This window comes from Amphritea atlantica (assembly GCA_024397875.1).
In the GTDB taxonomy this organism is placed as follows: Bacteria; Pseudomonadota; Gammaproteobacteria; order Pseudomonadales; family Balneatricaceae; genus Amphritea; species Amphritea atlantica_B.
The window spans coordinates 117430-142085 of sequence record CP073345.1 but is presented as its reverse complement, the minus strand read 5'-3'; the positions used below and the strand labels follow the sequence as shown (position 1 = coordinate 142085).

The 24656-nt window shown below is 50.4% G+C and carries 26 protein-coding genes and 3 tRNA genes; all 29 read left to right on the top strand.

All coding sequences use genetic code 11. The features are described from left to right. The 29 genes from KDX31_20225 to rplX all read left to right on the top strand — a co-directional run bounded on the left by KDX31_20225 (position 1) and on the right by rplX (position 24652). Positions 1-74 (top strand) — tRNA-Gly (locus tag KDX31_20225). A gap of 9 nt (positions 75-83) precedes the next feature. Further along, positions 84-158: transfer RNA gene (locus KDX31_20220), tRNA-Thr, on the top strand. A 93-nt stretch (positions 159-251) separates the two neighbouring features. Beyond that, the gene (tuf, locus tag KDX31_20215; protein ID UTW05714.1) at positions 252-1475 is read left to right on the top strand and encodes an elongation factor Tu; all 1224 of its coding nucleotides are present in this window, start codon (positions 252-254) and stop codon (positions 1473-1475) included. Positions 1476-1548: 73 nt separating this feature from the next. Next, a tRNA-Trp gene (locus KDX31_20210) sits at positions 1549-1624 on the top strand. A 60-nt stretch (positions 1625-1684) separates the two neighbouring features. Then, on the top strand, positions 1685-2053 hold the full coding sequence (secE, locus tag KDX31_20205; GenBank protein ID UTW05713.1) for a preprotein translocase subunit SecE: 369 nt from the start codon (positions 1685-1687) through the stop codon (positions 2051-2053). A 12-nt stretch (positions 2054-2065) separates the two neighbouring features. Then, positions 2066-2599 (top strand): transcription termination/antitermination protein NusG, encoded by a 534-nt coding sequence (gene nusG / locus KDX31_20200; GenBank protein UTW05712.1) that lies wholly within the window; start codon positions 2066-2068, stop codon positions 2597-2599. A gap of 104 nt (positions 2600-2703) precedes the next feature. Continuing rightward, positions 2704-3138, top strand: coding sequence for a 50S ribosomal protein L11 (gene rplK, locus KDX31_20195; protein UTW05711.1), 435 nt, complete (start codon positions 2704-2706; stop codon positions 3136-3138). After that, a complete protein-coding gene (gene rplA / locus KDX31_20190; protein ID UTW05710.1) occupies positions 3138-3833 on the top strand; it encodes a 50S ribosomal protein L1 in 696 nt (231 codons plus the stop codon). The genes rplK and rplA overlap by 1 nt, the downstream gene beginning before the upstream one ends. 221 nt (positions 3834-4054) lie before the next feature. Continuing rightward, the gene (rplJ, locus tag KDX31_20185; GenBank protein ID UTW05709.1) at positions 4055-4549 is read left to right on the top strand and encodes a 50S ribosomal protein L10; all 495 of its coding nucleotides are present in this window, start codon (positions 4055-4057) and stop codon (positions 4547-4549) included. A 63-nt stretch (positions 4550-4612) separates the two neighbouring features. Further along, positions 4613-4987, top strand: coding sequence for a 50S ribosomal protein L7/L12 (gene rplL, locus KDX31_20180; GenBank protein UTW05708.1), 375 nt, complete (start codon positions 4613-4615; stop codon positions 4985-4987). Positions 4988-5159: 172 nt separating this feature from the next. Then, positions 5160-9260, top strand: coding sequence for a DNA-directed RNA polymerase subunit beta (rpoB, locus tag KDX31_20175; protein ID UTW05707.1), 4101 nt, complete (start codon positions 5160-5162; stop codon positions 9258-9260). A gap of 72 nt (positions 9261-9332) precedes the next feature. After that, on the top strand, positions 9333-13559 hold the full coding sequence (gene rpoC / locus KDX31_20170) for a DNA-directed RNA polymerase subunit beta' (GenBank protein UTW05706.1): 4227 nt from the start codon (positions 9333-9335) through the stop codon (positions 13557-13559). Positions 13560-13779: 220 nt separating this feature from the next. After that, positions 13780-14154 carry a 30S ribosomal protein S12 gene (gene rpsL / locus KDX31_20165; protein ID UTW05705.1) on the top strand — a complete coding sequence of 125 codons (375 nt, stop codon included), beginning with the start codon at positions 13780-13782 and terminating at the stop codon, positions 14152-14154. A gap of 143 nt (positions 14155-14297) precedes the next feature. Further along, positions 14298-14768, top strand: coding sequence for a 30S ribosomal protein S7 (gene rpsG, locus KDX31_20160; GenBank protein UTW05704.1), 471 nt, complete (start codon positions 14298-14300; stop codon positions 14766-14768). 42 nt (positions 14769-14810) lie between these two features. Then, entirely contained in the window at positions 14811-16901 is a 2091-nt protein-coding gene (gene fusA, locus KDX31_20155; protein ID UTW05703.1) for an elongation factor G, read from the top strand. Positions 16902-16931: 30 nt separating this feature from the next. Continuing rightward, positions 16932-18155 carry an elongation factor Tu gene (gene tuf / locus KDX31_20150; protein ID UTW05702.1) on the top strand — a complete coding sequence of 408 codons (1224 nt, stop codon included), beginning with the start codon at positions 16932-16934 and terminating at the stop codon, positions 18153-18155. 603 nt (positions 18156-18758) lie between these two features. Further along, complete coding sequence (gene rpsJ, locus KDX31_20145; protein UTW05701.1) at positions 18759-19070, top strand: 30S ribosomal protein S10; 312 nt, start codon at positions 18759-18761, stop codon at positions 19068-19070. A gap of 102 nt (positions 19071-19172) precedes the next feature. Beyond that, positions 19173-19811, top strand: coding sequence for a 50S ribosomal protein L3 (rplC, locus tag KDX31_20140; GenBank protein UTW05700.1), 639 nt, complete (start codon positions 19173-19175; stop codon positions 19809-19811). A gap of 11 nt (positions 19812-19822) precedes the next feature. Continuing rightward, entirely contained in the window at positions 19823-20428 is a 606-nt protein-coding gene (gene rplD / locus KDX31_20135) for a 50S ribosomal protein L4 (protein UTW05699.1), read from the top strand. Beyond that, entirely contained in the window at positions 20425-20721 is a 297-nt protein-coding gene (gene rplW / locus KDX31_20130; GenBank protein UTW05698.1) for a 50S ribosomal protein L23, read from the top strand. Before rplD ends, rplW begins: the two co-directional genes overlap by 4 nt. 14 nt (positions 20722-20735) lie before the next feature. Beyond that, complete coding sequence (gene rplB, locus KDX31_20125; GenBank protein ID UTW05697.1) at positions 20736-21563, top strand: 50S ribosomal protein L2; 828 nt, start codon at positions 20736-20738, stop codon at positions 21561-21563. Between the two features lie 15 nt (positions 21564-21578). Continuing rightward, on the top strand, positions 21579-21854 hold the full coding sequence (gene rpsS / locus KDX31_20120; protein ID UTW05696.1) for a 30S ribosomal protein S19: 276 nt from the start codon (positions 21579-21581) through the stop codon (positions 21852-21854). 15 nt (positions 21855-21869) lie between these two features. Then, positions 21870-22202 (top strand): 50S ribosomal protein L22, encoded by a 333-nt coding sequence (rplV, locus tag KDX31_20115; GenBank protein UTW05695.1) that lies wholly within the window; start codon positions 21870-21872, stop codon positions 22200-22202. A gap of 10 nt (positions 22203-22212) precedes the next feature. Further along, entirely contained in the window at positions 22213-22899 is a 687-nt protein-coding gene (rpsC, locus tag KDX31_20110) for a 30S ribosomal protein S3 (protein ID UTW05694.1), read from the top strand. Positions 22900-22911: 12 nt separating this feature from the next. After that, complete coding sequence (gene rplP, locus KDX31_20105; protein UTW05693.1) at positions 22912-23325, top strand: 50S ribosomal protein L16; 414 nt, start codon at positions 22912-22914, stop codon at positions 23323-23325. Next, positions 23325-23516 carry a 50S ribosomal protein L29 gene (gene rpmC, locus KDX31_20100; protein UTW05692.1) on the top strand — a complete coding sequence of 64 codons (192 nt, stop codon included), beginning with the start codon at positions 23325-23327 and terminating at the stop codon, positions 23514-23516. The genes rplP and rpmC overlap by 1 nt, the downstream gene beginning before the upstream one ends. Position 23517: 1 nt before the next feature. Then, on the top strand, positions 23518-23781 hold the full coding sequence (gene rpsQ, locus KDX31_20095) for a 30S ribosomal protein S17 (protein UTW05691.1): 264 nt from the start codon (positions 23518-23520) through the stop codon (positions 23779-23781). A gap of 82 nt (positions 23782-23863) precedes the next feature. Beyond that, a complete protein-coding gene (gene rplN / locus KDX31_20090; GenBank protein ID UTW05690.1) occupies positions 23864-24232 on the top strand; it encodes a 50S ribosomal protein L14 in 369 nt (122 codons plus the stop codon). Between the two features lie 102 nt (positions 24233-24334). Further along, positions 24335-24652: a 50S ribosomal protein L24 gene (gene rplX / locus KDX31_20085; protein UTW05689.1), complete on the top strand. Its 318-nt coding sequence runs from the start codon at positions 24335-24337 to the stop codon at positions 24650-24652. Positions 24653-24656 lie beyond the last annotated feature (4 nt).

The window sequence follows — 24656 nt, the reverse complement described above, 5'->3', positions numbered from 1 at the left end:
GCGGGTATGGTACAATGGTAGAACCTCAGCCTTCCAAGCTGATGATGCGGGTTCGATTCCCGCTACCCGCTCCAGTTTGATGTGCTCATGTGGCTCAGGGGTAGAGCACACCCTTGGTAAGGGTGAGGTCGGCGGTTCAAATCCGCCCATGAGCTCCATTTTTTTCAGAGGGTAGATATAGAGATATGTCTGCCCTTTGTTGTATGTGGCAACGTGGTTAACCACACTTACTTTACTCAAGGTAAATGGCAATGGCTAAAGAACAATTTGAACGTAATAAACCGCACGTTAACGTTGGTACAATCGGCCACGTTGACCACGGTAAAACTACTCTGACAGCTGCACTGACTCGTGTATGTGCTGAAGTTTTCGGTGGTAAGGCTGTCGCTTTTGACGGTATCGACAATGCACCAGAAGAGCGTGAGCGTGGTATTACTATCGCAACTTCTCACGTTGAGTACGATTCTTCTGTTCGTCACTACGCGCACGTTGACTGCCCAGGACACGCGGATTATGTAAAAAACATGATCACCGGTGCTGCACAGATGGACGGAGCGATTCTGGTATGTGGCGCGACTGATGGTCCTATGCCACAGACTCGTGAGCACATCCTGCTGTCCCGTCAGGTTGGTGTACCTTACATCGTAGTATTCCTGAACAAAGCTGACCTGCTGGCTGAAGATTGTGGCGGTGTTGACTCTGAAGAATACGCAGAGATGCTGGAACTGGTTGAAATGGAGCTGCGTGAGCTGCTGGACCAGTACGACTTCCCGGGTGACGACACTCCAATCATCGCTGGTTCTGCCCTTATGGCGCTGAACGGTGAAGATGAGAACGGTCTGGGTACCACTGCTGTAGCTAAGCTGGTAGAAGCTCTGGATAGCTATATCCCTGAGCCAGAGCGTGCGATCGATCAGCCATTCCTGATGCCTATCGAGGACGTATTCTCTATCTCTGGTCGTGGTACTGTAGTAACTGGCCGTGTAGAGCGTGGTATCGTTAGAACGGGTGAAGAGATTCAGATCGTTGGTATCCGTGACACTCAGACTACTACCTGTACAGGTGTAGAGATGTTCCGTAAGCTGCTTGACGAAGGTCGTGCAGGTGAGAACATCGGTGCGCTGCTGCGTGGTACTAAGCGTGATGACGTTGAGCGTGGTCAGGTACTGGCTAAGCCGGGTACAATTACTCCTCACACTCGTTTCGAAGGTGAAGTATACGTATTGTCAAAAGATGAAGGTGGTCGTCACACGCCATTCTTCAAAGGCTACCGTCCGCAGTTCTACTTCCGTACAACTGACATCACCGGTGCTTGTGAGCTTCCAGAAGGCGTTGAGATGGTAATGCCAGGCGATAACATCAAGATGGATGTTACCCTGATCAACCCAATCGCGATGGAAGAAGGTCTGCGCTTTGCGATCCGTGAAGGCGGTCGTACTGTCGGTGCAGGCGTTGTAGCAAAAATCATCGAGTAATCGGTGATTCAGGCAACTTAACGGTTGCCACCTAGTAGGGATGCGTGTAATATATGCGTCCCTAGTTAGCACTAGGCCAGTGGCTCAATTGGCAGAGCAGCGGTCTCCAAAACCGCAGGTTGGGGGTTCGAGTCCCTCCTGGCCTGCCAACTCTAATCTGAGTTGGCATCTAACAAGTCATAGCAAATTATCGATAACCGAGGCCCATCGTGAATTCTAAAGTGTCTTCCGAAGGTTCAAAGCTGGATGGCCTGAAATGGGTCGTAGTGGTAGCAATTGTAGCTGCTGGCGTAGTAGGTAATTCTGTATATTCAGAAGAGTCTCTGCTGTATCGCGTAATTGCATTATTAGTTCTTGCTGGTGTTGCAGGCTTTGTTGCGCTGCAGACAGCTAAAGGTCTGGCTTTCTTTACACTGTTTAAAGAAGCGCGATCTGAAATTCGCAAAGTTGTATGGCCAACCCGTCAGGAAACACTTCAGACAACTCTGATTGTTACTGTCGTGGTTTTGATTGTAGGTTTGCTTTTATGGGGTCTTGATTCGTTGTTGAGTCTGGGCGTCGCAGCTGTAATCGGATAAGAGGAAAGAGGCATGGCTATGCGATGGTATGTTGTACATGCGTACTCCGGTTACGAGAAGCGTGTGATGAACTCTCTGAAGGAACGGGTCGAGCTGCATAATATGCAGGAAGGCTTCGGTGATATTCTGGTTCCTACAGAAGAAGTTGTTGAAATTCGCGAAGGTAAAAAGCGCAAGTCTGAGCGTAAGTTCTATCCGGGCTATGTTCTGGTTCAGATGGAAATGAATGACGATACCTGGCACCTGGTGAAGGATACGCCGCGAGTTCTTGGCTTTATTGGTGGTACGGCTGATAAGCCTGCACCGATCACCGAGAAAGAAGCTCAGGCGATTCTGCAGCGTGTGGAAAGTGGTGTTGATCAGCCGCGTCCGAAGACACTGTTTGAGCCGGGTGAGATGGTGCGTGTTACCGATGGCCCGTTCGCTGACTTTAACGGTGTTGTCGAAGAAGTGAATTATGAGAAGAACAGGCTGCATGTTGCAGTGTTGATCTTCGGTCGCTCGACTCCGGTCGAGCTGGAGTTTGGTCAGGTCGAAAAAGCCTGATAACTGTATTGTAGGAACTGACCTCGGCGCTTGAATGGGTGCTGGGGTTTTTCCGTCTTTAAACCGGGGAGCCGAAAGGCGTTACTACCCACCAGGAGTGAAACATGGCTAAGAAAATCCAGGCTTATATTAAGCTGCAGGTTGCCGCCGGTCAGGCGAACCCAAGTCCACCCGTTGGTCCAGCATTGGGTCAGCATGGTGTGAACATCATGGAATTCTGTAAAGCGTTTAACGCTGCTACTCAAGGTATCGAGCCGGGTCTGCCGACTCCTGTTGTGATCACTGTTTACGCTGATCGCAGCTTTACCTTCATTACCAAGACTCCACCGGCTGCAGTTCTGTTGCTGAAAGCTGCTGGTCTGAAGAGTGGTTCTGGTCGTCCTAACACTGAGAAAGTGGGTACTGTTACCCGTGCTCAGCTGGAAGAGATTGCAACTACTAAAATGGCTGACCTGACTGCTGCCGATATGGATGCAGCGGTTCGCACCATCGCAGGTAGTGCTCGTAGCATGGGTCTGATCGTGGAAGGAGCTGAGTAATGGCTAAGCTGACTAAACGCCAAAAGGCGATTGCTGAAAAAGTTGAACCAGGTAAGCAGTACTCTGTTGTTGATGCGGTTGCACTGCTGAACGAGCTGTCTTCTGTTGGCTTTAAAGAGTCTGTAGATGTTGCAATTAATCTGGGTGTAGATCCACGTAAATCTGACCAGAACGTTCGTGGTTCAAGCGTGCTGCCAAGCGGTACTGGTAAAGATGTTCGTGTTGCTGTATTCGCTCAGGGCGAAAACGCAGAGAAAGCTAAAGCAGCGGGTGCTGATGTTGTTGGCTTTGAAGATCTTGCTGAGCAGATTAAAGGCGGAGATCTGAATTTTGACGTTGTTATCGCGACTCCGGATGCGATGCGCGTTGTTGGTCAACTGGGTCAGATTCTGGGTCCGCGCGGCCTGATGCCAAACCCTAAAGTGGGTACTGTTACGCCTGATGTTGTTACTGCGGTAAACAATGCGAAGGCAGGTCAGGTACGTTTCCGTACTGACAAAAACGGTATTATCCACGCAGGCGTTGGTAAGGTCGGCTTTGAAGCTGATGCTATCAAAGCTAACCTTGAAGCACTGTTGGGCGAGCTGAAAAAGCTGAAGCCTGCATCTGCTAAAGGCGTGTACATGAAGAAAGTTACCCTGTCCACCACTATGGGGCCAGGTCTGGTAATCGATCAGGGCTCGCTGAGCGCTTAATCGGTTTTCAGAAAGAATTGAGGGTCTCTGCAGCATCGTTGCAGAGGCCGTCAAAGACCGCAGGTGAGGATGGCGCACGTAGCCGGACTCTTAATCTATCAACCTGCGCAGACGGTGTGATCCCCTTAACAGGATCAATTGAACCACCGTACTCGGCGCTTCAGTGATTGATGCTGAAGTGAATGGTAAACAGTCGAAAAGACTAAACCCAGGAGTAAATCGTGGCATTAGGACTCGAAGATAAAAAAGCGATTGTCGCTGAAGTCCAGGAAGCTGCCAAGGGCGCTCTCTCTGCTGTAGTTGCAGATTCTCGCGGTGTTACCGTTGAGAAGATGACTGAGCTGCGTAAGCAGGCACGTGATGCGGGAGTATGGCTGCGCGTCGTACGTAACACGCTGGCACGTCGTGCAGTAGAAGGCTCTGATTTCGAATGTATCACAGATGCGTTCGTAGGTCCGACTCTGATTGCATTCTCTACTGAGCACCCAGGTGCCGGTGCGCGGATTCTGAAAGATTTCGCCAAGGGAAATGACAAGCTGGAGCTGAAGACCGCTGCTTTCGAAGGACAGATCGTTGATATCGCTATGCTGGCTTCACTGCCAACATACGACGAAGCGATCGCCAAGCTGATGGGCTGCATGAAAGAAGCTGCAGCAGGCAAGCTGGTCCGCACTATCGCGGCTGTTCGCGAACAGAAAGAACAAGAAGCTGCTTAATTTTACAAGCCGCTTAAGAAACGAGTTTAAGAGCCTCAGGCTCGAATATTTTAGGAATTGAACATGTCCGTATCTAAAGAAGATATCTTGAATGCAATCGCTGAAATGTCTGTAATGGACGTTGTTGCACTGGTTGAAGCAATGGAAGAAAAATTCGGTGTATCTGCTGCTGCTGTTGCAGTTGCTGGTGCAGCTGGCGGCGACGCTGGTGCTGCTGCTGAAGAGCAGACTGAATTTGACGTTGTACTGACTGGCGCTGGCGACAAGAAAGTAAACGTAATCAAAGCTGTTCGTGCAGCAACTGGCCTGGGCTTGAAAGAAGCTAAAGGTATGGTTGACGGCGCTCCTGCTACCGTTAAAGAAGGTATCAGCAAGGAAGACGCAGAAGCACTTAAAGCTGCTCTGGAAGAAGCTGGCGCATCTGTTGAAGTTAAGTAAGCAGCGCGATGCTTCGTATCAGACTATTTAGTAGCTGATACATCTACGGCTGGTGGCAACATGCCACCGGCCTTTTTCCGTTATTAGTAAGAGCAAATAATAACGGTTCACAAGCCGAGAAATTTCCTTCGGTTTGTTTGAATTTTTCAGGTGCAGATGCTGGGGAACTTAGATGGCTTACTCATATACTGAAAAGAAACGCATCCGTAAAGACTTCGGAAAGCTGCCGGAAGCGATGGATGTGCCATATCTGTTGGCAATCCAGTTGGATTCTTATTTGAAATTCCTGCAACAGGGTGCTGATTCTGCAGAGCGTAAAGATATCGGACTGCATGCGGCTTTCAGTTCCGTATTCCCGATCGTTTCCTATTCCGGAAACGCCGCATTGGAATATGTAGGTTACCGTCTGGGCGAGCCGGTTTTTGACGTTAAAGAATGCCAGATGCGTGGCATTACTTATGCTGCCCCGCTGCGCGTTAAAGTACGCCTGGTAATCTATGATCGTGATTCTTCAAATAAAGCGATCAAAGATATTAAAGAACAAGAAGTTTACATGGGCGAAATGCCGCTGATGACCGACAACGGTACATTTGTTGTCAACGGTACGGAGCGGGTAATCGTATCCCAGCTGCACCGTTCGCCGGGTGTATTCTTCGACCATGACAAGGGTAAAACGCACTCCTCCGGGAAACTGCTGTACTCTGCCCGTGTCATTCCTTACCGTGGTTCATGGCTGGACTTCGAGTTTGATCCTAAAGATAGTCTGTTTGTACGTATCGACCGCCGCCGTAAACTGCCGGCAACGATACTGCTGCGTGCGCTGGGCTATACCACTGAAGAGATCCTCGATACCTTCTTTGATAACACAGCGTGGACCCTGAGTGCAGATGATATTCTGATGACTCTGGTGCCTTCACGTCTGCGTGGTGAAACCGCAACGTTTGATATTAAAGATGGCAGTGGCTCTGTTGTTGTAGAGTCGGGCCGTCGTATTACACCGCGTCATATCCGTCAGCTGGAAAAAGAGAATATCACTCAGCTGGAAGTGCCGGTTGAATACCTGCTGGGCAAAGTGCTGGCAAAAGACATTATCGACCCGACTACCGGTGAGCTGCTGTGCGAAGGCAACAGTGAGATTACTGAAGAGCTGCTTGAGCAGATGCGTAGCCGTAATGTCACCGGTTTTGAAACGCTGTACACCAATGAACTGGATTGTGGTCCGTTTGTATCTGATACGCTGCGTATCGATACCACCCGCAACCAGCTGGAAGCACTGGTAGAGATCTACCGTATGATGCGTCCTGGTGAGCCGCCAACCAAAGAATCAGCGGAAAATCTGTTTGAGAACCTGTTCTTTACTGAAGAACGTTACGATCTGTCAGCCGTAGGCCGGATGAAGTTTAACCGTCGCCTGAGTGTTGATGAGGAAACCGGTTCTGGCGTATTGGATAAAGAAGATATCCTGGCGGTCATGAAGACCCTGATCGATATCCGTAACGGTAAAGGCGTTGTGGATGACATCGATCACCTGGGTAACCGTCGTATACGTTCTGTCGGTGAGATGGCTGAAAACCAGTTCCGCGTTGGTTTGGTCCGCGTAGAGCGTGCCGTGCGTGAGCGTCTGAGCATGGCTGAATCCGATAATCTGATGCCTCAGGATCTGATTAATGCCAAGCCTGTTGCTGCTGCGGTTAAAGAGTTCTTTGGCTCTTCTCAGCTGTCCCAGTTTATGGATCAGAATAACCCGCTGTCAGAAGTTACCCACAAGCGCCGTGTATCTGCGTTGGGGCCTGGCGGTCTGACCCGTGAGCGTGCTGGCTTTGAGGTACGTGACGTACATGCAACCCACTACGGCCGTGTATGTCCAATCGAGACCCCTGAAGGACCAAACATTGGTCTGATTAACTCGCTGGCTACCTATGCCCGTACCAACGACTATGGTTTCCTTGAAACGCCATATCGTAAGGTGGTCGATTGTAAGGTAACTGACGAAGTTGAATACCTGTCCGCGATTGAGGAAGGTCGTCATGTTATCGCTCAGGCATCAGCCGGGATGGATGAGAACAAAACGCTGACCGATGAACTGGTAGCGGTACGTCACGAAAATGAATTTACCGTAATGCCGCCGGAAAAAGTTACCTACATGGATGTATCTCCACGTCAGGTAGTATCAGTTGCGGCGGCGCTGATCCCGTTCCTGGAACACGATGACGCGAACCGCGCATTGATGGGATCGAACATGCAGCGTCAGGCTGTGCCAACGCTGCGTGCTGATAAGCCATTGGTCGGTACCGGCATGGAACGTTACGTTGCCCGCGACTCCGGTGTGTGTGTTGTTGCCGATCGTGGTGGTGTTATCGAAGCGGTTGATGCCGCGCGTATCGTGGTCCGTGTTAACGATGAAGAGACGCTGGCCGGTGAAGCAGGTGTAGATATCTACAACCTGACTAAGTACACCCGTTCTAACCAGAATACCTGTATCAACCAGCGTGCGATTGTACGTCAGGGGGAGCAGGTTCAGCGTGGCGATATTATGGCTGACGGTCCGTCCGTTGACCTGGGTGAGCTGGCGCTGGGTCAGAACATGCGTATCGCGTTCATGCCGTGGAATGGTTACAACTTCGAGGACTCCATTCTGATTTCAGAACGGGTGGTTCAGGAAGATCGTTTCACCACTATCCACATTCAGGAACTGACCTGTGTGGCGCGCGATACCAAGCTGGGTTCTGAAGAGATCACCTCTGATATTCCCAACGTCGGAGAGTCTGCGCTGGCTAAGCTGGATGAGGCCGGTATTGTGCATATCGGTGCTGAAGTAGGCCCGGGCGATATTCTGGTGGGTAAGGTTACACCAAAAGGTGAAACTCAGCTGACTCCGGAAGAGAAGCTGCTGCGTGCGATCTTTGGTGAGAAAGCATCCGACGTTAAGGATACTTCCCTGCGTGTTAAGACCGGTACTATCGGTAAAGTTATCGATGTACAGGTATTTACCCGTGACGGTGTGCCTAAAGATGAGCGGGCTGTCTCTATCGAGCAGTCTGAACTGAATCGCATCCGTAAAGACTTGAATGAAGAGCTGCGGATCGTCGAGCAGGCAACCTTTGAGCGTCTTGGACGTGCTCTGTGCGGTCTGAAGGCTGAAGGTGGCGCTAACTTCAGGAAGGGTGAAGAGATCACGGCTGAGGCCCTGGCTGAGCTGAAGAGGTCTGACTGGTTTAAGATCCGTGTTGCTGATGAAGCGACTCAGGAGATGCTGGAGAAGGCTCAGGAACAGCTGGAAGAGCGTCGCGTTGAGCTGGATGCCAAGTTTGAAGATAAGAAGAGCAAACTGCAGACCGGCGATGACCTGGCCCCTGGCGTACTGAAGATTGTTAAGGTTTACGTGGCTACCAAGCGTCGCGTACAGCCGGGTGACAAGATGGCTGGTCGTCACGGTAACAAAGGTGTTATCTCGGTTATCATGCCGGTTGAAGATATGCCATACGATGAGAATGGTGAGCCGGTCGATATCGTACTGAACCCACTGGGTGTGCCGTCACGGATGAACGTTGGTCAGGTGCTTGAAACCCATATGGGTATGGCCGCTAAAGGTCTGGGCGTGAAGATCAATAAGATGCTGCAGGCAGAGCGTGACCGTCTGGAAACCGTTAAAGAGCTGCGTGAGTTCCTTGACCGCATCTACAACAGCGAGCTGGGTGGTTATAAGTCTGGCCGTCACGAAGATATCGACTCACTGAGCGATGACGAAGTGATGGAGCTGGCGAAAAACCTGAAAGGTGGTGTACCGCTGGCAACCGCAGTATTTGACGGTGCTAAAGAGGCGGAAGTGAAGGAACTGCTGCGTATGGCAGACCTGAGCGATACCGGACAGTTTACTCTGTTTGATGGTCGCACCGGTGATGAGTTCAGCCGTCCGGTAACCGTTGGTTACATGTATATGCTGAAACTGAACCACCTGGTCGATGATAAGATGCACGCACGTTCTACCGGTTCTTACAGTCTGGTTACTCAGCAGCCGCTGGGTGGTAAGGCGCAGTTCGGTGGTCAGCGATTCGGTGAGATGGAGGTATGGGCACTGGAAGCATACGGTGCTGCCTACACTCTGCAGGAGATGCTGACTGTTAAGTCCGATGACGTGAATGGCCGTACCAAGATGTATAAGAACATCGTGGATGGCGATCACCGCATGGAGCCGGGCATGCCAGAATCGTTCAACGTGCTGGTGAAAGAGATCCGCTCGCTGGGTATCGACATCGAGCTGGAAAACGAGTAACCCTTTAACAGATAGTTTGCTGCGCAGCTGATTAACCGCTGCGCGGTCAACTCCCCCGAGGAGCTGAATGAAATGAAAGATTTACTTAATCTGTTGAAATCCCAGGGACAGAACGACGAGTTTGACTCGATCCGTATCGGTCTGGCATCACCTGAGATGATCCGTTCCTGGTCTTTTGGTGAAGTTAAAAAACCAGAGACCATCAACTACCGTACGTTTAAGCCTGAGCGTGATGGTCTGTTCTGTGCCAAGATTTTTGGCCCGGTAAAGGACTATGAGTGTCTTTGTGGTAAATATAAGCGCCTCAAGCATCGTGGTGTTATCTGTGAGAAGTGTGGCGTTGAAGTTGCACTGGCTAAGGTTCGTCGTGAGCGTATGGGTCACATCGAGCTGGCCTCTCCGGTTGCGCACATCTGGTTCCTGAAGTCTCTGCCGTCCCGTATCGGTCTGATGCTGGATATGACCCTGCGTGATATTGAGCGGGTGCTGTACTTCGAATCGTTTGTTGTTATCGATCCGGGCATGACTACGCTTGAGCGCGGTCAGCTGATGAACGATGAGCAGTATTTTGAAGCGCTGGAAGAGTTTGGCGATGACTTCGATGCCCGTATGGGTGCTGAAGCGGTTCAGGAGCTGCTGAAGTCGATCGATCTGGCTGAAGAGATCGAGGTTATGCGGGAAGAGCTGCCTGCGACTAACTCTGAAACCAAGATCAAAAAACTGTCCAAGCGTCTGAAGTTGCTGGAAGGTTTCTATACTTCAGGTAACAAGCCTGAGTGGATGATTCTGCAGGTTCTGCCTGTTCTGCCGCCGGATCTGCGTCCGCTTGTGCCTCTGGATGGCGGTCGTTTTGCGACTTCTGACCTGAACGATCTGTACCGTCGGGTGATCAACCGTAACAACCGTCTGAAGCGACTGCTGGATCTGAGTGCACCGGATATCATCGTACGTAACGAAAAGCGTATGTTGCAGGAATCTGTCGATGCGTTGCTGGATAACGGTCGTCGCGGTCGTGCGATCACCGGTTCTAACAAGCGTCCTCTGAAATCCCTGGCTGATATGATCAAGGGTAAGCAGGGTCGTTTCCGTCAGAACCTGCTGGGTAAACGGGTTGACTACTCGGGTCGTTCGGTCATCGTGGTAGGTCCATACCTGCGTCTGCATCAGTGTGGTCTGCCTAAGAAAATGGCACTGGAACTGTTCAAGCCATTTATCTTCTCCAAGCTGGAGCTGCGTGGTCACGCAACGACCATTAAAGCCGCTAAGAAGATGGTTGAGCGCGAAGAGTCGCTGGTCTGGGATATTCTGGATGAAGTTATCCGTGAACACCCGATCATGCTGAACCGTGCACCGACACTTCACCGTCTTGGTATTCAGGCGTTTGAGCCGGTACTGATCGAAGGTAAGGCAATTCAACTGCACCCACTGGTGTGTGCTGCATACAACGCCGACTTTGACGGTGACCAGATGGCGGTACACGTACCGCTGACAATCGAAGCGCAGCTGGAAGCCCGCGCGCTGATGATGTCAACCAACAACGTCCTGTCGCCAGCGAACGGTGAGCCTATCATCGTACCGTCTCAGGACGTGGTACTGGGTCTGTACTGGATGACCCGTGACCGTATCAACGCTCAGGGCGAGGGTATGGTGTTTGCCGATATCAAGGAAGTTCAACGTGCCTACGGTGCCAAGCAGGTTGATCTGCAGGCGCGGGTAAAAGTCCGCATCAATGAGACTATCCGTGATATCGAAGGCAACGAAGAGCACCGGACAACCATTCAGGACACTACTGTTGGTCGTGCGATGCTGTTTAATATCGTGCCTACAGGTCTGCCGTTTGAGCTGGTAAACCAGGCGATGACGAAGAAGGCGATCTCACGCCTGATCAACACCGCTTACCGTATCGTTGGTCTGAAGGATACCGTTATCTTCGCTGACCAGGTGATGTACATGGGTTTCCGTCAGGCAACTGTTTCCGGTTCCTCAATCGGTGTTAACGACTTCGTTATTCCGGATGAGAAAGTCGATATCATCACCTCTGCCGATGCTGAAGTGAAAGAGATCGAGATGCAGTATGCGGACGGTCTGGTTACTCAGGGCGAGAAATACAACAAGGTTATCGATATCTGGTCTCGTGCCAACGAGATTCTGGCTAAGAAGATGATGGATAACCTGAAGAAGGAAGAGGTCATCAACCGTGATGGCGAGCTTGAAGCTCAGGACTCTTTCAACTCAGTTTATATGATGGCCGACTCCGGTGCCCGGGGTAGTGCGGCACAGATTCGTCAGCTGGCAGGTATGCGTGGTCTGATGGCGAAGCCGGATGGCTCGATCATTGAAACACCAATCACCGCGAACTTCCGTGAAGGTCTGAACGTACTTCAGTACTTCATCTCAACCCACGGTGCTCGTAAGGGTCTGGCGGATACCGCACTGAAGACTGCGAACTCCGGTTACCTGACCCGTCGTCTGGTAGACGTGGCACAGGACCTGGTTATCACTGAAGAAGATTGTGGTACTGAAGAAGGTCTGATCATGCAGCCGCTGATTGAAGGTGGCGACGTTGTGGTGGGTCTGGGTTACCGCGTGCTGGGTCGTACCGTTGCACAGGATGTAATGGATCCAACCGGTAAAGAGGTGCTGATCGAAAACGGCACCCTGATGGATGAGGCCTGGGTTAAGCGTCTTGACGATGAAGAGCGTTATTCCTCTATCGATGAGATTATTGTTCGCAGTGCAATCACCTGTGAAACTACCTTCGGTCTGTGTTCTAAGTGTTATGGTCGTGATCTGGGTCGTGGTCATCGGGTTAACCCGGGTGAAGCGGTCGGTGTTATCGCTGCACAGTCTATCGGTGAGCCGGGTACACAGCTGACCATGCGTACCTTCCACATCGGTGGTGCGGCATCACGGGCAGCGGCAGTTGACAGTGTTCAGGTTAAGAACTCCGGTGAGATCCGGATGCACAACCTGAAGTCGGTAGAAAAAGCTGATGGTTCACTGGTGGCAACCTCCCGTTCCGGTGAACTGGGTGTGACCGATGAGCACGGTCGTGAGCGTGAGCGTTATAAGCTGCCGTACGGTTCTGTGATCAAGGTTAAGGATGGCTCCCAGGTTGAAGCCGGCTCTATCGTCGCCAACTGGGATCCGCATACCCACCCGATCATCTCTGAGGTAGCGGGTAAGCTTGAGTTTGTTGGTATCGATGACGGTATTACCGTTAAGCAGCAGACCGATGAGCTGACTGGTCTGTCGACTATTGAGATTCTCGATCCGGCACTGCGTCCGGCGGCGGGTAAAGATATCCGTCCGATGATCCGTCTGGTCGATGCGACTACAGGAGATGACCTGTTCCACCCGGGAACTGATTCTCCGGCACAGTATCTGCTGCCAGCGAAAGCGATTCTGAACCTGAACAATGGTGCCGAGGTTGGTATCGGTGACGTACTGGCGCGTATCCCGCAGGAAGGTTCTGTGAACAAGGATATCACCGGTGGTTTGCCACGGGTTGCTGACCTGTTCGAAGCGCGGAAGCCAAAAGAGTCCTCTATTCTGGCAGAGATCTCCGGTACCGTTACCTTCGGTAAAGAGACTAAGGGTAAGAAACGTCTGGTTATCAGCCCGCAGAATGCGGATCCGATGGAGACCATGATTCCTAAGTGGCGTAACCTGAACGTATTCGAAGGTGAAACCGTGCAGAAGGGTGAGATCATCTCCGATGGTCCGTCTAACCCGCATGATATCCTGCGTATCAAGGGTGTGGCCGAACTGGCGAAATACATTACCTCTGAGATTCAGGACGTTTACCGTCTGCAGGGTGTAGGTATCAACGATAAGCATATCGAAGTGATCGTGCGTCAGATGCTGCGTAAGGTAGATATTACTGCCAGCGGTGACAGCTCGTTCATTAACGGTGAGCAGGTTGAATACCACCAGGTGGTTGAAGAGAACAAGCGTCTGGAAGCGGAAGGTAAGATTCTGGCTAAGTATGATCGTGTACTGCTGGGTATTACCAAGGCTTCTCTGGCAACTGAGTCCTTCATCTCTGCGGCATCCTTCCAGGAGACAACCCGCGTACTCACAGAGGGTGCGGTGTGTGGTAAGAAAGACTATCTGCGCGGTCTCAAAGAGAACGTTGTTGTGGGTCGTCTGATTCCGGCCGGTACTGGTCTGGCATACCACAAGGCGCGTAAGCGTAAGGCGATCAAAGCCGATGATGGCGTTTCTGTAAGTGCAGAAGACGTTCAACTGGCTCTGACTGCTGCATTGAATCAGGCGGCAATGCCTGATTCAGAATAATGAACCTGGACAGGCCCTGATTCGTTTCAGGGTCTGTCCATGGGGTCATTTACAGATAGTTCTTGGCGATTATCGAAAGAAACATCCAAAAAGAGCTATCTATTATCTGGTCGAATATTGACCTGATGGGCCGGGATTGAGTACAATCTCGGCCCTTTCGTGACAGGAGTGAAATAAATCCTGTTTTTTAGTGCTTAAATAAAAGCGTGGAGTTTGCTTAATGGCAACTATTAACCAGCTGGTACGACAGCCGCGCAAGCGCAAAATGGTAAAGAGTGATGTACCTGCATTGCAGGCATGTCCTCAGCGCCGTGGCGTTTGTACCCGCGTCTATACAACAACCCCTAAGAAACCGAACTCAGCACTGCGTAAAGTGTGCCGTGTTCGTCTGACAAACGGATATGAGGTTACTTCCTACATCGGTGGTGAAGGTCATAACCTGCAGGAGCACTCTGTTGTTCTGATCCGTGGTGGTCGTGTAAAAGACTTGCCGGGTGTTCGTTACCACACAGTACGTGGCGCACTGGATACCAGTGGCGTTAACGACCGTAAACAGGGTCGTTCTAAGTACGGTACCAAGCGTCCTAAGTCTTAAGCGTTTCCGGGACGGCGACAGAAGTCCGGCACAGCTGTTTAAACAGCCCGCTATACAACTAGAGCTAGACCGCAAGCAATAAGAGTAAGGTCAGGTATCAATTCCTGAAATAACCTGAAGACCTGTAGATAAAGGGGCTTATCATGCCAAGAAGAAGAGTTGCGGCAAAACGTGAAATCCTGCCGGATCCTAAATTCGGTAACATTACACTGGCAAAATTTACTAACCACCTGATGATCAGTGGTAAGAAATCGGTTGCCGAGAAGATTGTTTATGGTGCGCTGGACACAGTTGGTCAGCGGACTGGTGAAGATCCAATCGAAGCATTCAATAAAGCACTTGAGGCTATCCAGCCAATGGTTGAGGTTAAATCTCGCCGTGTGGGTGGTGCTACTTATCAGGTGCCTGTGGAAGTTCGTCCTTCCCGTCGTATGGCTCTGGCTATGCGTTGGTTGGTTGATGCTTCCCGTAAGCGTGGTGAGAAATCCATGGCGCTGCGTCTGGCTGGTGAAATCGGTGATGCAGTAGAAGGTCGTGGTGCAGCTGTGAAGAAACGTGAAGACGTGCATCGCATGGCTGAAGCGAACAAAGCATTCGCTCACTACCGCTTCTAAGCTTTTAATAAAGCTTTTGATGTAAGTTTCGAGGATTGAGTTTTGGCTCGTAAAACGCCTATTAACCGTTACCGAAATATCGGTATCTGTGCCCATGTTGATGCTGGTAAAACCACTACCACTGAGCGTGTTCTGTTCTACACCGGTATGTCCCATAAGATCGGTGAAGTGCATGACGGCGCAGCGACCATGGACTGGATGGAGCAAGAGCAGGAGCGTGGTATTACTATCACCTCCGCTGCGACCACCTGTTTCTGGAGTGGCATGAGTCAGCAGTTTGATCAGCATCGGATCAACATTATCGACACCCCGGGGCACGTTGACTTCACTATCGAAGTTGAGCGTTCTCTGCGGGTGCTCGATGGTGCGGTTGTGGTGTTATGTGCATCTTCTGGTGTGCAGCCTCAGACTGAGACTGTCTGGCGTCAGGCTGATAAGTATGAAGTGCCACGCATGGTGTTCGTCAATAAGATGGATCGTGCCGGTGCGGATTTCTTTATGGTTGTCAGGCAGTTGAAAGAGCGCCTGGGCGCAAACGCTGTACCGGTCAACTTCCCGATCGGCGCAGAAGACGAGTTTAAAGGTGTTGTCGATCTGATTCGCATGAAAGCCATTATGTGGAATGATGCTGATCAGGGTATGACATACGAGCTTTACGATATCCCTGCCGAGCTGCAGGAGCAGGCTGAAACACTGCGCGAGCAGTTGATTGAAGCTGCCGCAGAAGCATCTGAAGAGCTGATGGATAAGTACCTTGAAGAGGGTGACTTGTCCAACGAAGAGATCAAGGCGGGTCTGCGTCGTCGTACCCTGGATAACGACCTTGTTCTGATGCAGGCCGGTTCTGCATTCAAGAATAAAGGGGTTCAGGCAGTGCTGGATGCTGTCATTGAGTATATGCCGTCGCCGGTAGAAGTGAAGGCGATTGAGGGTACGCTTGATGATGATGAAACCCTTGATACCCGTGAAGCGGATGATTCTGCGCCGTTTGCGGCTCTGGCGTTTAAAATTGCGACTGACCCGTTTGTCGGTACCCTGACGTTTGTTCGGGTATACTCCGGCGTGCTGGCTTCTGGCGATAGTGTGGTTAACACTGTTAAAGGTAAGAAAGAGCGCGTTGGGCGGATGGTGCAGATGCACGCAAACAACCGGGAAGAGATTAAAGAGGTTCGCGCAGGCGATATCGCTGCTCTGATCGGTATGAAAGATGTAACAACCGGAGATACTCTGTGTAATCCTGAGCATAAGATCGTTCTGGAGCGCATGGAGTTTCCTGAGCCGGTAATCTCTGTAGCGGTTGAGCCTCGATCTCAGGCTGACCAGGAAAAAATGGGTATCGCACTGGGCAAGCTTGCCCAGGAAGATCCTTCATTCCGGGTGGCAACCGATCCAGAAACGGGTCAGACAATTATCTCTGGTATGGGCGAATTGCACCTGGATATTCTGGTGGATCGTATGAAGCGTGAATTCAGCGTTGAAGCGAACATCGGTAAGCCGCAGGTAGCCTATCGCGAGAAAATCCGTCAGTCTGTCGAAGCAAACCATAAGTTTATTCGTCAGTCTGGTGGTCGTGGTCAGTATGGCCATGTAGTCATTGAGTTTAGTCCGTCTGACAAGGAAGGGCTGGAGTTCATCAATGAGGTCGTAGGTGGTGCGATTCCTAAGGAATACATCCCGGCGATTGAAAAGGGTATCGAGGAGCAGATGAAGAACGGCGTTATTGCCGGCTATCCGCTGATCGGCCTGAAGGCCCGTCTCTATGATGGATCCTTTCATGAAGTTGACTCTAACGAGATGGCGTTTAAAATTGCTGCCTCCCAGGCGCTTAAGAAATTTGCACAGGAAGCAAGTCCCTGTGTGCTTGAGCCGATGATGAAGGTAGAGGTTGTAACGCCCGAAGATTACATGGGTGACGTGATGGGTGACCTGAACCGTCGTCGTGGTCTGGTTCAGGGTATGGATGATTGCAGTTCCGGTAAGATAATCAATGCGCAGGTTCCACTGGGCGAGATGTTTGGTTATGCTACCGATCTGCGTTCGGCTACCCAGGGTCGTGCAACATACTCAATGGAATTCTTTGATTATGCTGAGGCGCCAAATAACGTCGCTGAAGCTATAATCAATGCAAGATAATTTGCCCAATATATTAATGAGGAATTAATCGTGGCTAAAGAACAATTTGAACGTAATAAACCGCACGTTAACGTTGGTACAATCGGCCACGTTGACCACGGTAAAACTACTCTGACAGCTGCACTGACTCGTGTATGTGCTGAGGTTTTCGGTGGTAAGGCTGTTGCTTTTGACGGTATCGACAATGCACCAGAAGAGCGTGAGCGTGGTATTACTATCGCAACTTCTCACGTTGAGTACGATTCTTCTGTTCGTCACTACGCGCACGTTGACTGCCCAGGACACGCGGATTATGTAAAAAACATGATCACCGGTGCTGCACAGATGGACGGAGCAATTCTGGTATGTGGCGCGACTGATGGCCCTATGCCACAGACTCGTGAGCACATCCTGCTGTCCCGTCAGGTTGGTGTACCTTACATCGTAGTATTCCTGAACAAAGCTGACCTGCTGGCTGAAGATTGTGGCGGTGTTGACTCTGAAGAATACGCAGAGATGCTGGAACTGGTTGAAATGGAGCTGCGTGAGCTGCTGGACCAGTACGACTTCCCGGGTGACGACACTCCAATCATCGCTGGTTCTGCCCTTATGGCGCTGAACGGTGAAGATGAGAACGGTCTGGGTACCACTGCTGTAGCTAAGCTGGTAGAAGCTCTGGATAGCTATATCCCTGAGCCAGAGCGTGCGATCGATCAGCCATTCCTGATGCCTATCGAGGACGTATTCTCTATCTCTGGTCGTGGTACTGTAGTAACTGGCCGTGTAGAGCGTGGTATCGTTAGAACGGGTGAAGAGATTCAGATCGTTGGTATCCGTGACACTCAGACTACTACCTGTACAGGTGTAGAGATGTTCCGTAAGCTGCTTGACGAAGGTCGTGCAGGTGAGAACATCGGTGCGCTGCTGCGTGGTACTAAGCGTGATGACGTTGAGCGTGGTCAGGTACTGGCTAAGCCGGGTACAATTACTCCTCACACTCGTTTCGAAGGTGAAGTATACGTATTGTCAAAAGATGAAGGTGGTCGTCACACGCCATTCTTCAAAGGCTACCGTCCACAGTTCTACTTCCGTACAACTGACATCACCGGTGCTTGTGAGCTTCCAGAAGGCGTTGAGATGGTAATGCCAGGCGATAACATCAAGATGGATGTTACCCTGATCAACCCAATCGCGATGGAAGAAGGTCTGCGCTTTGCGATCCGTGAAGGCGGTCGTACTGTCGGTGCAGGCGTTGTAGCTAAAATCATCGAATAATCTTCGCTGATGCAAAAAAGGCTCCTTCGGGAGCCTTTTTTTGTTCTTGCTTTTGTGTTTTTTGATATGGCTGAAGTGTTGTGTCTTTCAAACTTCTGTGCGGCCATATCAAAAGTCGCATTGTTAAGTCAGGCGCAAAGGAACTTTGCTGGACTTAACTCGCTCGCATTTGCGTCCGCAAATGGTTGGGTGATTTATCTCTTCGTCGTTTTATCGCTGGCTGGAATCCGGTGTATTTCTGGCTTCTGTGCGGCCATATCAAAAGTCGCATCGTTAATCCTGGCGCAAAGGGGCTTTGCTTGGATTTGCTCGCTCGCATTTGCGTCCGCAAATGGTGGGATAGATGATCACTTGGTAATATTTGTGTCTGCAAATGAGCTAAGCATTAATGCTTCGTGACTCTCCTTTTTCCTGAATGCTGGCCCTTCAGTCTGTTTTTTTGTTTGTCAGGCTTTCTGCGTTATAAATTACTCAAAAATCGTGCTGTATAATTCGTAACCGATACTGGCTTGACTTGGGGGTAGGGGGTATGTAGAATGCGCTACCCCGTTAAATGGGGTTAGGTGGCGAAAGCCTTTTTTTAATTCTAGGAATTGTGGTCAAATGCAAAACCAGAAAATCAGAATCCGTCTGAAGGCTTTTGATCATCGCCTGATTGACTCTTCCGCTCAGGAGATCGTTGAGACTGCTAAGCGGACAGGTGCTCAGGTGCATGGTCCGATCCCGCTTCCTACTCGCAAAGAGCGTTTTACAGTTCTGATCTCTCCACACGTGAACAAAGATGCACGTGACCAGTATGAGATCCGTACTCACAAACGCGTTCTGGACATCGTTGAACCAACAGAAAAAACTGTTGATGCTCTGATGAAGCTGGATCTTGCTGCGGGTGTTGAAGTGCAAATTAGCCTCGGCTAATTAGACGATTGCGCAGATTAGTAAATCTGCGTGTGGAATGCCTTTTAGGCAGCCATAGCGGGTTTTAGCCCCGTACACAACTGGCAATGTGAGGTTTATAAAATGTCTGTATCTTTAATCGGACGTAAAGCAGGTATGACTCGTGTCTTCACAGAAGACGGCGTGTCAGTGCCAGTCACTGTCATCGAGGTGGAACCGAACCGCGTAACACAGGTTAAGAGCGAAGAGACTGATGGTTATTCTGCTGTGCAGGTAACTGTAGGTACTCGTCGTGCTAGCCGCGTTACTAAAGCTGCTGCTGGTCACTTTGCGAAAGCAGAGACCGAAGCAGGTCGTGGTTTGTGGGAGTTCCGTCTGTCAGGTGACGAAGAAGTAAATGTTGGTGATCAACTGACTGTTGAACGCTTTGAAGCGGGTCAGAAAATTGATGTAACCGGTCAATCCAAAGGTAAAGGTTTTCAGGGCGGCATTAAGCGCTGGAACTTCTCCATGCAGGATGCGACGCACGGTAACTCTCTTTCTCATCGTGCTCCTGGTTCTATTGGTCAGTGTCAAACTCCTGGTCGCGTGTGGAAAGGCAAGAAGATGGCAGGACACATGGGTGCTGAACGTGTAACCGTTCAATCCCTGGAAATTGTTCGCATCGATGCCGAGCGCAATCTGCTGTTAGTGAAAGGTGCTGTACCTGGTGCTACCGGCGGCGACGTAATCGTTAAATCAGCTGTTAAAGCTGGTGCCTGAGGGGGTTTGAAATGAATCTGAATCTTGCAGGAGCTGGAGGAAGCGTAGAAGTTTCCGATCTGGCGTTTGGTAAAGAATTCAATGAATCACTGGTTCATCAGGTTGTTACGGCATACCTGGCCGGTGGTCGTCAAGGCACCAAGGCTCAGAAAAACCGCGCCGCTGTAAGCGGTGGTGGTGCTAAGCCATGGCGTCAAAAAGGTACTGGCCGTGCACGTGCCGGTACTATTCGTAGTCCTCTGTGGCGTACTGGTGGCGTAACATTCGCTGCTCAGCCACGTGACCACGCTCAAAAAGTTAACAAGAAAATGTATCGCGCTGCGATGCGTTGCATCTTGTCTGAGCTGGTTCGTCAGGAGCGTCTGGTAGTTGTAGAAAACTTCCAGGTTGACGCGCCTAAGACTAAGCAGTTTGTTGCTAAGCTGAACGAGCTTGAGCTGACTAACGCACTGCTGATCACAGAAGACGTAGAGCAGAATCTGTATCTGGCCGCACGCAACGTACCACACGTTGACGTTCGCGATGCAGCTGGCATCGATCCTGTCAGCCTGGTTGGTTTTGAGAAGGTTGTTGTGACTGTTGCTGCTCTCAAGAAAATTGAGGAGGCGTTAGCATGAATCCAGGACGCATCTATCAAGTACTGCTAGGGCCGCATATCTCTGAGAAAGCAACTATCGTTGCTGAAGGTTCTCAGCAGGTTGTTTTCCGCGTAGCAACTGATGCAACTAAGCCTGAAATCAAAAAGGCTGTTGAACAGTTGTTCGACGTAAAAGTAACTGGCGTGAACATCGTCAACGTTAAGGGCAAAACCAAGCGCACACAGCGCGGTATGGGTAAGCGCTCTGACGTTCGCAAGGCATATGTTTGCCTGGCTGATGGTCATGACATCGACTTCGTCGATGGCGAATAAGAGGGGTTACAAGAATGGCTATTGTTAAATCTAAACCGACCTCCGCTGGACGCCGTCACGTAGTTCGGGTAACTACCCCGGATCTGCATAAGGGCAAGCCACACGCTGCTCTGGTCGAAAAGAAAAGCAAGACCGGTGGTCGTAACACATATGGTCGCATTACGACTCGTCACATTGGTGGCGGTCATAAGCAGCATTACCGTGTAATCGATTTCCGTCGCAACAAGCTGGATATCCCTGCTACCGTTGAGCGTCTGGAATATGATCCAAACCGCTCTGCGCACATCGCTCTGCTGATGTACGCTGATGGTGAGCGTCGCTACATTATCGCCCCTAAAGGCGTTAAAGCTGGTGATACTCTGGTATCTGGTCAGAATGCTGATATTAAACCAGGTAACTGCCTGCCACTGCGTAACATCCCTGTTGGTAGCGTAATTCACTGTATCGAGATGAAGCCAGGTAAAGGTGCTCAGATTGCACGTTCCGCTGGTACATCTGCACAGCTGATTGCTCGTGAAGGCGCTCATGCGACTCTGCGTCTGCGTTCAGGTGAGATGCGTAAAGTGCTGGTTGACTGCTGTGCGACACTGGGTGAGGTCGGTAACTCCGAGCACTCTCTGCGTCGTCTGGGTAAAGCTGGTGCTACGCGCTGGCGTGGTGTTCGTCCTACCGTTCGTGGTGTAGCGATGAACCCGGTAGATCACCCGCATGGTGGTGGTGAAGGTCGTACATCTGGTGGTCGTCATCCTGTGACGCCATGGGGTGTTCCGACTAAAGGTAAGAAAACTCGTTCGAACAAGCGTACCGATAAGATGATCGTACGCCGTCGTCAAGCGAAATAATCAGAGGATACAGCTGTGCCACGTTCACTGAAGAAAGGTCCTTTTATCGACCTTCACCTGTTGAAAAAGGTAGAAGCTGCAATTGAGGCCAATGATCGTCGTCCGATCAAAACCTGGTCTCGCCGTTCTACAGTTTTTCCAAACTTCGTAGGACTGACGATTGCAGTTCATAATGGCCGTCAGCACGTACCGGTGTTTGTCACCGAGGATATGGTTGGTCATAAATTAGGCGAGTTTGCTGCTACCCGTACGTACAAGGGTCATGCTGCAGACAAGAAAGCTAAACGCTAATCGGGAGTTAAGAAAATGGAAGTAGCCGCTAAGCATAAAGGCGCCCATATCTCCGCTCAGAAAGCGCGTTTGGTTGCCGATCAAATCCGCGGGAAGGCGGTGGGTGAAGCCCTGAATATTCTGGCTTTCAGCCCGCAAAAAGGTGCGGTGCTTGTTAAGAAGGTACTTGAGTCTGCTATTGCTAACGCTGAGCATAACGAAGGTGCTGATATTGATGAGCTGCGTGTTTCACAGATCTTCGTTGATGAAGGTATGACTATGAAACGCATCAGACCGCGTGCCAAGGGTCGTGCTGACCGTATTTTGAAGCGCACCTCCCACATCACCGTCAAGGTAGCTGACTGCTAGGAGATACCACATGGGTCAGAAGGTACATCCAACAGGTATTCGTCTTGGAATTGTTAAAGATCACACTTCTGTGTGGTATGCAGACAAGAATGAATACGCTAATAAGCTGTTGAACGACCTTCAGGTACGTGAGTATCTGGAAGGTCAATTAAAAGCAGCATCTGTAAGCCGCATCGAAATCGAGCGTCCTGCACAGAATGCTAAAATCACCATTTTCACTGCCCGTCCAGGCATTGTAATTGGTAAAAAAGGTGAAGATGTAGAAAAACTGCGTAATGCTATCTCTAAAATGATGGGCGTTCCGGTTCACATCAACATCGAAGAGATCCGTAAACCAGATCTGGATGCCAAACTGGTTGCTCAAAGCGTAGCAAGTCAGCTGGAGCGTCGCGTGATGTTCCGCCGTGCTATGAAGCGTTCTGTACAGAATGCTATGCGCCAGGGTGCTGAGGGTATCAAGATTCAGGTAGGTGGTCGTTTGGGCGGTGCAGAGATTGCACGTTCCGAATGGTACCGCGAAGGTCGTGTGCCACTGCACACCCTGCGTGCTGATATCGATTACGGTACTTATGAGGCGCACACTACTTACGGTGTGCTTGGTATTAAAGTCTGGATCTTCAAAGGTGAGATTCTGGGTGGCATTGAAGAAGTGCGCGCTCAGAGAAATGCTCAGCCTAAGAAGAAAGGTTCAAAGTAGGGGTAATTATCAATGCTGCAACCTAAGAGACTTAAATTCCGCAAGGTTATGAAAGGCCGCAACCGCGGTCTGTCAGAGCGCGGTAGTGCAGTCAGCTTCGGTGAAATTGCACTTAAAGCGACAGAGCGTGGTCGTATCACTGCTCGTCAGATCGAGGCTGCTCGTCGTACTATGACTCGTCACGTAAAACGTGGTGGTAAAATCTGGATTCGCGTGTTCCCGGACAAGCCGATCACAGGTAAGCCGCTCGAAGTACGGATGGGTAAAGGTAAGGGTAGTGTTGAATACTGGGTATGCCAGATCAAACCAGGTAAAGTGCTGTTCGAAATGAGCGGTGTACCTGATGAGCTTGCAACCGAGGCGTTCAATCTGGCTGCGGCAAAACTGCCGCTGGCTACCACCATTGTTAAACGGACGGTGATGTGATGAAAGCAACTGAACTGCGCGAACAATCCGCCGAAGAACTCCAGCAGACTCTGCTGGGTCTTTTGAAGGATCAGTTCAATCTGCGTATGCAGAAAGCAACTGGTCAGCTGGCTCAGAATCATATGCTGGGTCAGGTGCGTCGCGATATCGCGCGCGTTAAGACCGTACTGAATCAGAAAGCAGGTAACTAATATGGCTGCAGAAAAACGTACACGTACTGTGACCGGTAAAGTTATCAGCAACAAGGCTGACAAAACTATTACCGTTCTGGTTGAGCGTAAAGAGAAGCACCCGATCTACGGGAAATTCGTAACTCGCTCCACTAAGCTGCATGCGCATGACGAACAGAATGAATGTCAGATGGGAGATACAGTGACTGTTGCTGAATCCCGTCCGCTTTCAAAAAGTAAGTCTTGGACGCTAGTTAAGATTGAAGAACAGGCAGTAAAGGTGTAATATAACGCACCTTTGCTTCTGGCAGGCTATTTTTGAGCCCGAAAGAGCAAAGAAAATAGTCTGAATTTTGGAGTAGAGACCCATGATTCAAACAGAATCTATGCTTGATGTTGCTGATAACAGCGGCGCCAAGCGAGTACAGTGTATCAAGGTCCTGGGTGGCTCACACCGTCGTTATGCCGGTGTAGGCGACATCATCAAAGTTACCGTTAAGGAAGCAATTCCTCGCGGTAAGGTGAAAAAAGGTCAGGTCCTTAATGCTGTTGTGGTACGTACCCGTAAAGGTGTTCGGCGCCCGGACGGTTCAATTATCCGCTTTGATACAAACTCAGCGGTTCTATTGAACGCCAACTCCGCACCGATCGGTACTCGTATCTTTGGCCCAGTAACTCGTGAACTTCGCTCTGAGAAGTTTATGAAAATCATTTCCCTGGCGCCTGAAGTGCTATAAAAAATCCCGACCGTCGCAAGTCAGGATTTATGCAAAAACGCTAAGCTCGAAAGGGCTTGGCGTTTTTAAGCATGAGAGGGTAGTAGGAAAGGATGGAAATTAATGCGTAAAATTATTCGTAACGACGAAGTAATCGTTATTGCAGGCAGAGACAAAGGCAAGCGCGGCAAGGTTTTGCGTGTTCTTGCTAATGATCGCCTGGTCGTGTCTGGCATCAACATGGTTAAGAAACACACCAAGCCTAACCCAATGCTGGGTAAAGCTGGCGGTATCGTAGAGAAAGAAGCAGCGATTGCAGTATCTAACATCGCTATCTTCAACTCTGCTACCGGTAAAGGTGACCGTGTTGGTTTCAAAGTTCTGGAAGATGGCAACAAAGTCCGGATCTTCAAATCCAACGGCGAACTTATCGCTAAGTAATAGG